Annotated in this window: 9 protein-coding genes, 1 tRNA gene and 2 rRNA genes; 10 read left to right on the top strand and 2 right to left on the bottom strand. The window is 38.6% G+C overall.

Going from position 1 to position 11,649, the window contains the following annotated elements:
• The 10 genes from PTI45_RS24400 to PTI45_RS17810 form a co-directional block, all read left to right on the top strand.
• Nucleotides 1-222, top strand: a 23S ribosomal RNA gene (locus PTI45_RS24400); the annotation flags it as partial.
• A gap of 63 nt (nucleotides 223-285) precedes the next feature.
• Nucleotides 286-402: ribosomal RNA gene (rrf, locus tag PTI45_RS17850) — 5S ribosomal RNA — on the top strand.
• Between the two features lie 748 nt (nucleotides 403-1,150).
• On the top strand, nucleotides 1,151-2,608 hold the full coding sequence (gene guaB / locus PTI45_RS17845; RefSeq protein WP_069328942.1) for an IMP dehydrogenase: 1,458 nt from the start codon (nucleotides 1,151-1,153) through the stop codon (nucleotides 2,606-2,608).
• A 547-nt stretch (nucleotides 2,609-3,155) separates the two neighbouring features.
• On the top strand, nucleotides 3,156-4,523 hold the full coding sequence (locus PTI45_RS17840; RefSeq protein WP_069328944.1) for a D-alanyl-D-alanine carboxypeptidase family protein: 1,368 nt from the start codon (nucleotides 3,156-3,158) through the stop codon (nucleotides 4,521-4,523).
• A 217-nt stretch (nucleotides 4,524-4,740) separates the two neighbouring features.
• Nucleotides 4,741-5,622, top strand: a complete 882-nt coding sequence (gene pdxS / locus PTI45_RS17835; RefSeq protein WP_069328941.1) for a pyridoxal 5'-phosphate synthase lyase subunit PdxS — start codon at nucleotides 4,741-4,743, stop codon at nucleotides 5,620-5,622.
• 15 nt (nucleotides 5,623-5,637) lie between these two features.
• Nucleotides 5,638-6,219, top strand: coding sequence for a pyridoxal 5'-phosphate synthase glutaminase subunit PdxT (gene pdxT, locus PTI45_RS17830; protein WP_069328940.1), 582 nt, complete (start codon nucleotides 5,638-5,640; stop codon nucleotides 6,217-6,219).
• A gap of 206 nt (nucleotides 6,220-6,425) precedes the next feature.
• Nucleotides 6,426-7,709: a serine--tRNA ligase gene (gene serS / locus PTI45_RS17825; protein WP_069328939.1), complete on the top strand. Its 1,284-nt coding sequence runs from the start codon at nucleotides 6,426-6,428 to the stop codon at nucleotides 7,707-7,709.
• 88 nt (nucleotides 7,710-7,797) lie between these two features.
• A tRNA-Ser gene (locus PTI45_RS17820) sits at nucleotides 7,798-7,886 on the top strand.
• Nucleotides 7,887-8,158: 272 nt separating this feature from the next.
• Nucleotides 8,159-9,064 (top strand): YitT family protein, encoded by a 906-nt coding sequence (locus tag PTI45_RS17815; RefSeq protein WP_069328938.1) that lies wholly within the window; start codon nucleotides 8,159-8,161, stop codon nucleotides 9,062-9,064.
• Nucleotides 9,065-9,278: 214 nt separating this feature from the next.
• Nucleotides 9,279-10,370, top strand: coding sequence for a hypothetical protein (locus PTI45_RS17810; RefSeq protein ID WP_069328937.1), 1,092 nt, complete (start codon nucleotides 9,279-9,281; stop codon nucleotides 10,368-10,370).
• Nucleotides 10,371-10,451: 81 nt separating this feature from the next.
• On the opposite strand, the gene PTI45_RS17805 is transcribed toward PTI45_RS17810, so the two are convergent.
• Together PTI45_RS17805 and tadA are read right to left on the bottom strand one after the other, a co-directional pair.
• Nucleotides 10,452-11,048 carry a GNAT family N-acetyltransferase gene (locus PTI45_RS17805; RefSeq protein ID WP_069328936.1) on the bottom strand — a complete coding sequence of 199 codons (597 nt, stop codon included), beginning with the start codon at nucleotides 11,046-11,048 and terminating at the stop codon, nucleotides 10,452-10,454.
• Between the two features lie 21 nt (nucleotides 11,049-11,069).
• The gene (tadA, locus tag PTI45_RS17800; RefSeq protein ID WP_083243601.1) at nucleotides 11,070-11,558 is read right to left on the bottom strand and encodes a tRNA adenosine(34) deaminase TadA; all 489 of its coding nucleotides are present in this window, start codon (nucleotides 11,556-11,558) and stop codon (nucleotides 11,070-11,072) included.
• Nucleotides 11,559-11,649: the final 91 nt, after the last annotated feature.

Genomic DNA, 11,649 nt, shown 5'->3' with positions numbered 1-11,649 from the left:
GGTGGTTAGGGTGCAGGGTTGCCAGGTGTTCGGCCAGCGGGATGGCTGGGTAGCTACGTGCGGAAGGGATAAGCGCTGAAAGCATCTAAGCGTGAAGCCCCCCTCAAGATGAGATTTCCCAGTATGTAAGACCCCTTGTAGACGACGAGGTTGATAGGTTGGGGGTGGAAGTGCCGCAAGGCATGGAGCTGACCAATACTAATCGGTCGAGGGCTTATCCAAAATCTACAAACGCGATGTTTCAGTTTTCGGATTCAGTTTTCAGGGAGCAACACAGCCTGACTGTTTGGTAATGATGGCGGAGGGGTTCCACACGTACCCATCCCGAACACGACCGTTAAGCCCTCCAGCGCCGATGGTACTTGGACCGCAGGGTCCTGGGAGAGTAGGACGTTGCCAAGCAACGAGTAAGACCCAAAGAGTGATTCCTGTTTACAGGAGTCGCTCTTTTTTTGCTTTGTTTTGTTATTGATTTGCTTTGTTTTTATAGATTTCGTTTGTTTTATAGACTTTAAATGATAGGTAAGGCAGACTAGAACTCCAATAGCATCTCTATCTATGGTTTTAAAGGATGGGTAGAGAGAGATAGCATGGATTCCAACAGCAACAGGTTAGGGTAATCTCTTCTCTGTATCGATATGTAGATGTAGAGGATTTAATTTTAGAAAAGAGTGTGAGATTCGGGTATAAGCTACTTGAGAAAGATTGCATGGACTACATTCTAAGAATATCTAAGTGATCTTTTAGCTATACTTGGTTTGAACAGCGTTTAAAATATATCCTAATGATTAGTACGCATTGCGTTTGAATTCTATTAACTTTTACTTTCGATTAAATATGGAGAGTACGAATACAACTTAGATTATATATAGACAAAATGAGCTTTTCACAAAATACTTATATTTCTTTTAGTTGATAAATAAGGAAAAAAATGCTTGAGTGTCTCTATCGGATGGACATTAGTTTGTGGGGAGAAGTCAAATCAAGATAATGCTTTAACATTCTTGACAGTCTGTAATACGCTTTGCTAAGATTGCAATAATATATTTTCAGAAACTGTTGCAGAAACTAATTCTAAGCTATTTTAACGCCTTATTTGTGTAAGGTTTTTTTATTATAGAATGAAAAAGAATAAGGGAGGAACATCCTTGTGTGGGAAACAAAATTTGCTAAAGAGGGACTAACATTTGACGATGTATTGTTGGTACCCCGTAAGTCTGAAGTTTTACCAAAAGAGGTAAGTGTCGCTACTGTTCTTAGTAAGCATGTGAAATTGAATATTCCTTTAATTAGTGCAGGAATGGATACAGTCACCGAAGCTGCTCTAGCTATTGCTATGGCTCGTGAAGGCGGTATCGGTATCATTCACAAAAACATGTCTGTCGAACAACAAGCAGAAGAAGTAGATCGTGTAAAACGTTCTGAAAGTGGTGTTATCACTAATCCATTTTCTTTGACACCCGATAAAAAAGTATCTGATGCAGAAGCAGTTATGGCAAAATACCGTATCTCTGGTGTGCCTATCGTAGATGAGAATAATACTTTAGTCGGTATTATCACCAACCGTGATCTACGTTTTATTCATGACTATAATATTGATATTACAGAAGTTATGACTAGTGAAAAATTGGTTACTGCTCCTGTAGGCACTACTTTACAAGAAGCAGAAGTACTATTGCAAAAACACAAAATCGAAAAATTACCTTTAGTAGATGAAAACAATATTCTTAAAGGTCTTATTACGATTAAAGATATCGAAAAAGCAATTCAGTTCCCTAATGCAGCGAAAGATGCTCAAGGTCGTCTATTAGTAGGTGCAGCTATTGGTGTATCTCAAGATTCCTTTGTACGTGCTGAAGCATTAGTAAATGCAGGTGTTGATTTGTTAGTCGTCGATTCTGCTCATGGTCATCATATTAATATTCTAGATGCTGTCCGCAAACTACGCTCGATGTTCCCTGAACTTACAATTGTAGCAGGTAATGTAGCAACAGGTGAAGCGACTCGTGATCTCATTCAAGCAGGAGCTTCTGTAGTTAAAGTAGGAATTGGTCCGGGTTCGATCTGTACCACACGCGTTATTGCAGGTATTGGTGTACCTCAAATCACAGCTATTTACGATTGTGCAACAGTAGCTCGTGAATATGGTATTCCTATTATTGCTGATGGTGGTATCAAGTATTCTGGAGAAATCACTAAAGCTTTGGCTGCTGGTGCTGATGCAGTTATGTTAGGAAGTCTATTTGCAGGAACAGAAGAAAGCCCGGGCGAATCTGAAATTTATCAAGGTCGCCGCTTTAAAGTATATCGCGGTATGGGTTCTATGGCTGCGATGAAACAGGGAAGTAAAGATCGTTATTTCCAAGATGACGATAAAAAACTTGTTCCTGAAGGTATCGAAGGACGTGTCGCTTATAAAGGGCCATTGTCTGAAACGATTCATCAGTTGATCGGTGGTCTTCGTTCGGGTATGGGTTATTGTGGTACAGCTAACCTTGATGAATTGCGTAACGATACACAATTTATCCGTATTACAGGTGCAGGATTACGTGAAAGTCATCCACATGATATCCAAATTACCAAAGAAGCGCCTAACTATTCAATGTAAGTTAGATCCATTTAACATTTTAGCTAAATGTAACTAATCTTAAGATTAAATTACAATATAATAAGCTAGAAATGAGCAAAAGGAGAAGGATTTGATATCTTCTCCTTTTACATTTTAATTGACGTTTAGACAAGCTTGTGATTTTAAGACAAGCTTGTCTTTTTTTGCGTTTAACCGTATGTTAAAATGAGAAAGTCATTGCGATATTCGGTAATTTGTAGTCTAAACCTCTATATGGCAATACATAATGACCAGGAACAAGAAATTGTAGAGAATGATATGAATGTATTGGATTGTATGACTATGTTTGAATTTAATTTAGGTTAAATTATATCGTTCATATAACTGTAAGCTACTTGGTTGGAATAGACTCTTTATAAGTCTGGTCATTGTAAGTGATAGCAGGCTTATTCGGAGTATAACTGTAATGAAGTAGCAGGAGTCTTTTGAACACGATTTACATGCTTAAACATTTGAGGGGAGCATCAGCACATTGAAACGCAACAAAGGGTTGGAAAAAGGGATTTGGAATAAGTCGAAACGTCAAATGGTTAAACAGGGAATTACAGTTCTAATGTTGGCAAACATGTTCTGTATGGCAGTCGTTCCTACAGTTACATTAGCTGCAGCCGCTGCTACAGATTCGAAGAGTACGACAACAGATAGCAAATCTACAGCAGCGGCTTCAAATGCTACCGGGAAATTACCAACAGCTGAATCACTTGGGCTGGATGTAAAATCCGCAGTATTGATGGAAGCTTCTACAGGTAAGATTTTATTATCTATTAATGCAGATGAAGCTTTGCCACCTGCTAGTATGTCCAAAATGATGACAGAGTATCTGGTATCTGATTATGTAAAACAAGGTAAAATTAAATGGGACGATGTTGTCACAGTATCTGAAAATGCTGCTGCTCAAATCGGATCACGCGTATTTTTGGCTAAAGGCGATAAGCATACAGTACTTGATCTGTATAAAGCGATGGCTATAGGATCAGCCAATGATGCTTCAGTAGCGTTAGCAGAATTTATTGGTGGAACAGAGCAAGATTTTGTTAAAATTATGAATGAAAAAGCAAAAGAGTTTGGCATGAAAACAGCTCATTTTGCTAACTCTACAGGTTTAGACATTGCAGATATGCCTGCTGCGACAAGACCGGATTCGGATCAAGAAACAATTATGTCTGCAATGGATACAGCGTTATTAGCTCAACATATTGTCGATGATCATCCTGACTTTAACGATGTTACTAAAATTCAATCGTTTAAATTCCGTCCAACAGACAAAGATCCTGTTGTGAACTGGAACTGGATGTTAGAATCGAATGCTTCTATTACTAACTTTAAAGCTTATGCGTATAAAGGATTAGATGGTCTGAAAACAGGTCATACGAATGCAGCAGGACAATGCTTTACAGGTACAGCTGAACGTAATGGTATGCGTCTGATTAGTGTAGTAATGGGTACGACATCCGAACCTGAACGCTTTATTCAAACGAAAAAAATTCTTGATTATGGATTTGATAACTTTGAAGTGAAGCAAGTCGTTGGAGCTAAAGCGGCCGTATCTGGACTAGCATCACTTCCAGTAGTAAAAGGAACAGCTAAAGAAGTGGGTGTTGTTACAGATGCTGCTGTTAATGTGGTTGTTCCTAAAGGTACAACACCTAAAAACGTAACGTATACTGTAGCTCCTGCTAATGAAGCAGCACGTACTGCACCGATCGAAGCAGGCAAAGCATTAGGAACGATTACGTATACGTATAAAGATTCTAATATGCCTGAAGATCAAGTAGAAACAGTGAATTTGATTGCGGCAGAGCCTGTTGAAAAAGGAAGTTGGATTCGATTGTTTTTCCGTGCGATCGGAGAATTGTTTGTTGATTTATTCGATTCTGCTAAAAATATGTTTTAATAGATAAAAGTTGCGTAACTACAATACGGATGATCCTATCAAATGTATTGTATATTCAATAGCTCTACTGTAAAATGATGAGTTAGATTCTGTCTCAAATTTAGCGATGAATTTGAGAAATAAGCATCCAGTTATTTATGATTCCTTATGGAGTATAAATAGTCTTTGTAATCGAAGAATAATCTTATGTTATATATCGAATTCAGGGGGCATGAACATGGAAACCGGTACATCAAGAGTTAAAAGAGGTATGGCAGAAATGCAAAAAGGCGGCGTCATTATGGACGTCATGAATGCAGAGCAAGCTAAAATTGCAGAAGCTGCTGGTGCTACAGCAGTTATGGCTCTTGAACGTGTGCCTTCTGATATTCGCGCCGCTGGTGGCGTAGCTCGTATGGCTGATCCAACAATCGTAGAAGAAGTTATGAAAGTTGTATCCATTCCAGTAATGGCTAAGTCTCGTATCGGTCATTATGTAGAAGCTAAAGTATTAGAATCACTAGGCGTAGATTATCTGGATGAGAGTGAAGTTTTGACTCCAGCGGATGAAGTTTTCCATATTGATAAACATGAATTTACAGTTCCTTTTGTCTGTGGTGCTAAAGATTTGGGAGAAGCTCTTCGTCGCATTGGTGAAGGTGCATCTATGATTCGTACTAAAGGTGAGCCAGGAACAGGTAATATTGTAGAAGCTGTTCGTCATATGCGCTTTATCAATAGCCAAATTCGTAAAGTAACGAATATGTCTAAAGATGAATTGTATGCTGAAGCTAAAAACCTTGGTGTTTCTTACGATCTATTAGTAGGTGTACATGAAGCAGGTAGCCTTCCAGTCGTTAACTTTGCAGCAGGCGGCATTGCAACTCCATCAGATGCAGCGTTAATGATGTATTTGGGAGCAGACGGAGTTTTTGTAGGTTCAGGTATTTTCAAATCAGATAGCCCTGAGAAATTTGCACGTGCTATCGTTGAAGCAACTACACATTATGATGATTATAAATTGATTGCTGAAGTATCCAAAAACTTGGGTGCTCCTATGAAAGGTATTGAAATCTCTAAATTAGCTCCTTCAGAACGTATGCAGGATCGCGGCTGGTAAGAAAGAAGGTAGACCATGAAGATTGGTGTATTGGCATTACAAGGCGCTGTTGCAGAGCATCTGAGAAGTCTTCAGTTAGCTGGCGCAGAAGCGATCAGCATCAAACGTACTGAGCAACTTGAAGAGATAGACGGATTGGTTATCCCTGGTGGTGAAAGTACAACAATCGGTAAGCTGATGCGGAAGTATGGGTTTATCGAAGCGATTCAGCAATTTTCGGAACAAGGGAAACCATTGTTTGGAACTTGTGCAGGTCTGATTGTATTATCAGAACGAATTGCTGGGCAGGATCAACCGCATCTTTCTTTGATGGATATGACGGTTTCTCGTAATGCTTTTGGGAGACAGCGGGAAAGCTTTGAAACAGATCTTGATGTGGTTGGGATTGATGAACCTATTCGAGCTGTGTTTATCCGTGCGCCGCTTATCCAAGAAGTGGGAGAACAGGTGCAAGTACTGTCTACGTATCAAGATGAGATTGTAACAGCTAGACAAGGTCATTTGTTAGCTTGTTCTTTTCATCCCGAATTAACCGATGATTATCGACTGCATCAGTATTTCGCAGACATGGTGCAGGAACATATCGCTAATCAATAATTAAATGCTGTAATGATCCAAAGCGTTAAAATACATTACACCTTAACTCTTGGCAGCTTCTGTGATTAGAAATACCTTCTAATGCAGATGGCGGCAAGTTCTCACTTGCCCGGTATAAAGCATTCACTCTTTTTGTAAAAGAATGAAGCTTGACGGCGGAAAAGAGAACCAGGAGTTAAGGTTATTTTCATTAGGAGGGTTTATAGATGTTAGACGTAAAGATATTACGTAATGACTATGCACGCGTAGAACAAGCACTACAAAGTCGTGGCAAATCATTAGATTTGATCGCAGAATTCCCTGCACTTGATTCTAAGCGTCGTGAATTATTGCAAGAAACAGAATTACTTAAAAATCGCCGTAATGTAGTATCTGGTGATGTGGCTAAACGTAAAAAGAATAAAGAAGATGCGGAAGAATTGATTCTTGAAATGCGTGAAGTATCTGATCGAATTAAAGGATTAGATGAAGAAATTCGCCAGTTGGAAGCGCAAATCGATATGATGATGCTATCTATTCCTAATATTCCTCATAGCAGTGTACCTGTAGGTGCTTCTGAAGAGGATAATGTGGAGATTCGTCGTCATGGCGATCCGCGTGAATTTGCTTTTACACCGAAAGCGCATTGGGATGTAGCACAAGATCTAGATATTATCGATTTTGAAGCTGCTGCTAAAGTAACAGGTTCACGTTTTGCTTTTTATAAAGGATTTGGAGCTAGACTAGAACGTGCATTGATTAACTTTATGATGGATCTGCATAGTAGTGAGCATGGTTATGAAGAGATCTTACCTCCTTATATCGTAAATAAAGATAGTCTTGTAGGTACAGGACAACTGCCTAAGTTTGAAGAAGATTTATTTAAATTAAATGATACAGAATACTATTTGATCCCTACAGCAGAAGTACCGGTGACGAATTATCATCGTGAAGAGATTTTGCCAGTAGATCAATTACCAAAACATTATGTTGCGTATAGCTCTTGTTTCCGTTCTGAAGCAGGTGCTTCTGGTCGTGATACTCGTGGATTGATTCGTCAACATCAATTTAACAAAGTTGAAATGATCAAAATCGTACAACCTGAGACATCTTATGATGAATTAGAAAAAATGACTGCTAATGCAGAGCGTGTATTACAGTTATTAGGTCTGCCTTACCGTGTACTTGCTCTATGTACGGGTGATATGGGCTTCACAGCGGCTAAAACGTATGATTTGGAAGTATGGTTGCCTGAGAGTAACATGTACCGTGAAATCTCTTCCTGCTCGAATGTAGAGGATTTCCAAGCGCGTCGTGCAAATATCCGTTTCCGCCAAGATACTAAGAGTAAGCCAGAATTTTTGCATACGTTAAATGGATCAGGATTGGCTGTAGGTCGTACGGTTGCAGCGATTCTAGAAAATTATCAGCAAGAAGATGGCAGTGTAATTATCCCTGAAGTATTACGTCCATATATGCGTGGAGCAGAGGTTATTACAAGCAAAAAATAATTTTTAAATCTTTTTTGATAAAAAGCTTGTCAAATCTTAAAATCCATGATATGATATTTATGTTGTGCAAGATTGATAAAGCTTTTCTGGAGAGGTACCGAAGCGGTCATAACGGGGCGGTCTTGAAAACCGTTAGGGGGCAACTCCACGTGGGTTCGAATCCCACCCTCTCCGCCATATATTTAAATACAAGTCGTTCCTTTATAGGAGCGGCTTTTTTGTTGTTCATTTATAGAGTAAGAAAAAGGATAAGCAATTTTATAAGTATGTATTTGATTTATGTAGGACAACCCACTATTTTATGTCATAATAAATAGTGAATAATATGCATATTTATTATGATCTTTTGATCGTATAGGATGTTATTACTTTAAGCCGCCGTATGGCTTGCAGAAAAATGTGTTACCAAACTCTATATCTCTACGTACATAAGAATAGGAGGACATACCATGGTAGATAGTAATCAACCTCCCGATTTATCAACGTTTGTACCGATTAAGCATGGAAGAAGGTCTTTAAAAAGTACAATCTTACGTACGTTGCTGATTGTACTGGGTGCCATGATTGTAGCAGTGGCATTGGAACTTTTTCTGGTACCTAACAATATTACCGATGGTGGTATTACAGGTATATCTATTATTTTGTCTTATATCACCAAGTGGCAATTAGGTTTATTCTTATTTGTGATTAATATTCCATTTTTGATTATTGGATATAAGCAAATAGGGAAAACATTTGCTTTGTCTACACTACTGGGCATAACAGTAATGTCGATCGGTACATTCTTATTGCATCCTGTAGAAGCATTTGTTAAAGAAACGGTTCTTGCATTTGTATTTGGAGGTATGTTCCTAGGGTTAGGTACAGGTCTAGTGTTGCGTTCTGGTGGATCACTGGATGGCACAGAAATTATAGCGATCTTACTGTCACGGCGTTCTATTTTCTCTGTGGGCGAGATTGTTATGATCATTAATGTATTTATTCTGTGTGGAGCAGGCTTTGTATTTGGATGGGATCGGGCGATGTATTCGATCATTGCTTATTATATTGCCACCAAAGTAATCGATATTACGATCGATGGCCTGGATCAATCCAAGTCGGTATGGATTATTAGTGATCGTATTCAAGATATCGGAGATGCTATTATTCATCGGCTTGGAAGAACAGTCACATACTTATCCGGTGAAGGTGGATTTTCTGGAGAAGAGAAGAAAGTTATTTTCTGTGTTATCACTCGTCTAGAAGAAGCGAAGTTAAAAGAAATCGTGAATCATTTTGATGAGACCGCTTTTATGGCAGTAGGAAATATCCATGATGTTAAAGGTGGAAGATTCAAGAAAAAGGATATCCATTAACAAAGTGTAACTTCATTTTTCAAAATGTATGGTATGTTGGTAAAAGGTTATCTGTTAGGGTATAAGTGAAAAGTAAGTAATAATAACCATTTTTGAGTTTGTACCTTTCAAAATTAGCTGAAATGGGTTATTATGTATGCTGGCTTGATACCTGTCGTGCTTTGAAAAATGGAGTAAATACTTCATCGTTGTACAAAAAGAGAGGGGTAACAAAATGAAAAAAAGAATGACACTTGGGCTTTTAGTTATGCTCATGATACTTACAGTGGCACTTGTAGGTTGTACAAAGAAAGCTGAACCGAAAGAAGCGGTAAAGGCAGCAACAACCAACGCAGCTAAAATGACATCTTACGCTATCGCAACCAAATTGAAAGTAAATGAATTATCGTTTACTTCTGCTGATGGAAAAGCGACAAGTGATGCTCAAAGTGCACAAATTGCAAGCTTACTTAAAAATGCAGAATTTAATGTAACAGGGGTATACCAAGGTGACCCAATGCAAACAGAATTGACTATGGAATTGAAATTGAGTGGCGATATGGCAATGACATTTACAGTGCCTATGGTTATGACTCAAGAAGTTCTATATGTAAAGATTCCACAAATTCCAATGTTGGCATTGCCTGATACATTGGTAGGTAAATTCTTGAAAGTGGATCTAAAAGAATTGGCTGCTAAAGAAGGTCAAGAATACAAACCTTTAAGCCCAGCGACTACACAACAATTAACTCAAGATTTGTCTACTGCTGTTCTAGACAAATATGATCAAGCTAAATACTTCAAAGATGTAGATACGAAAGATGCTGCTCTTCCTGAAGGTGTAGACGCTAAACAAGTCGTTCAATTCGCAGTAACGAATGAAAATGCAAAAGAAGCAGTAACGATCTTCGTAAAACAAGCATTGCCAGCAGTATTGGATGTTGTGTCTAAAGAAGAATACCGTAGTGCTTTGAATATCAAACAAACAGACATTGATGATATGAAAAAAGAACTTCAATCCGAAGATTCTCAAAATAGCTTCAGCAAGTCTGTTAATGAATTGGATAAATATTTAACTCTAAACCAATTCCATATCAATACAGCAATCAACAAAGATGATTTCCCTGTATACCAACAAATGGTGATGGATGCTGTATTCTCTGACCCTGATACTAAACAAAATGTTAAATTGTCTTTAGATGGTAGCAGTCAGTATTCCAAAATCAATGAAAAACAAACATTTGCTATCGGTATCCCAGCAGATGCAGATGTAGTTACAATGGATGAATTCCAAAAACAAGTAGGTTCTATGTACGGTGGTTATTAATTAGTTGTAACAAAAAGCTCACTGCTTAAGCAGTGAGCTTTTTTTATGTGCAACATGAATGGGTATGAGAAGTAATAGCATTTAAAAGTGAGTTATATCTGCGGTGGAGTCGCTAGATTGAGAGGAAAATTCTTCTTTTAAAATCGAAAACATCTGATGATCTTCCCACTGATCGTTAATTTTAACCAACTTACGCGCAATTCCTTCGGCTTGGAAGCCACATTTCTCCAGTACGCGCCTTGAAGCAATATTATGAGGCAAAATGCCTGCTTGTACCCGATGAAGCCCTAGAGAGCGAAAAGCGTACTCTAAAAGCAATTGTACACCCCCAGTCATATACCCTTTACCTTGAAAGTGATGATCCATAGAATAACCGATATCTGCAAATTGACCAACACCACGTACTAAATGCGTTAACGATAACGTACCAAGCAATTGATGATCGACTTGTGCAAATAAACCAAATAAGTAAGCTTTGTCTTCCCAGGCTTCTTGTTGTCTGCGGTAGATCAAGTCCAATTGGCTAGGAAGTGTAAAAAACTCTTTGGGATATCTTGGTTCAAAAGTCTGATTCGCTTCGCGACTGTTCACTCGTAATTGCAGAAGAGCCGAAGCATCTTCTGGTTCTAGCAGACGAATATAAATACCAAGTGTGCTATTCGATAATTGTAGCGACATATCATCCCTCCTTAGGCAGAATTATGATTGTAAAGGTTTAGGCTTTTTGAGTCGCAAACGTAACTGCTTGAAGAAGTCTGTTAATAGCAGAGCACATTCAGGTTGTAAAATATCTGTGATGATCTCTGTACGATGATTAAATCTAGGTTCTTGAAGCAAATTCATTAATGTGCCGGCACAGCCAGCCTTAGGATCGACAGTTCCATAGACAACAGTAGGAACACGACTCTGCACGATAGCGCCTGCACACATAGGGCAAGGTTCTAAAGTGACATAAAGAGTACAATCAAGTAGCCTCCATGCCCCTAACGATTCACTGGCTTGTCTGATCGCTATAATTTCAGCATGAGCAGTAGCATCGAATGAAGTTTCTCGTAAATTATAACCTCGACCTACGATCATATTGTCTTTAACAACAATAGCTCCAATCGGTACTTCACCAAGCTGTTCCGCTTTGCGAGCTTCGGCTATAGCTTCTCGCATCCAGTACTCATGTACTTCTTGAGAAATAATAAACCCAACCTTTCACTGTGGATACTTTCTTTACTTGTACATCGAACAGATATTCGTTGTTAACACGTTGTGGATAGAACTGTGGATA

It is taken from the genome of Paenibacillus nuruki (assembly GCF_001721045.1).
Taxonomy (GTDB): Bacteria; Bacillota; Bacilli; order Paenibacillales; family Paenibacillaceae; genus Saccharibacillus; species Saccharibacillus nuruki.
The sequence above is the reverse complement of the archived record's forward strand: the minus strand, read 5'-3'. Positions and strand labels throughout refer to the sequence as shown.